1 protein-coding gene is annotated in these 407 nt (G+C 57.0%); it reads right to left on the minus strand.

The annotated features are described in order from the left end of the window. Positions 1-242: BtrH N-terminal domain-containing protein (locus tag H7I57_RS24685; RefSeq protein WP_264026743.1), on the minus strand; the 242-nt coding region annotated here is incomplete at its 3' end. Between the last annotated feature and the right edge of the window lie 165 nt (positions 243-407).

Consider the following 407-nt stretch of genomic DNA (forward strand, 5'->3'; position numbering starts at 1 on the left):
CCAATACGGGTGAGGTAATCTTGTTCCAGGTCGCTTCCGCGTCCTACCAGGTACACCTGGGGGAACAACTGCGTAGAGCGGACGTACGAGAAGTCCAAGGCTCCGCCGAGGGTGAAGACCAATCCTTCACTGAGTGCTTCTGTCCCCCATCCGAGTTGGGCCCATTCAGTAAGGTCACGAAGCGCACCGGAACCACAGTGCCCTCCCCTCCTATGGGGATAGGGAATTTGAATCTTCGTCATCGCCGCTTCCTCTCTTGTCAGTAGCACTGTTGAGACTCGTCAAAAGCTACGTTTCATCACGGCTTCCCGGCTGACAGTAGGTGCCAACACCAACACGCGTGACCGCAGCCAACCTCAGCCGCGCATCTCGACCGCCTATGGCGATGGGGCACATTGACTTTCGAT

This window comes from Mycolicibacterium pyrenivorans (assembly GCF_025821625.1).
GTDB classification, from domain to species: domain Bacteria; phylum Actinomycetota; class Actinomycetes; order Mycobacteriales; family Mycobacteriaceae; genus Mycobacterium; species Mycobacterium pyrenivorans.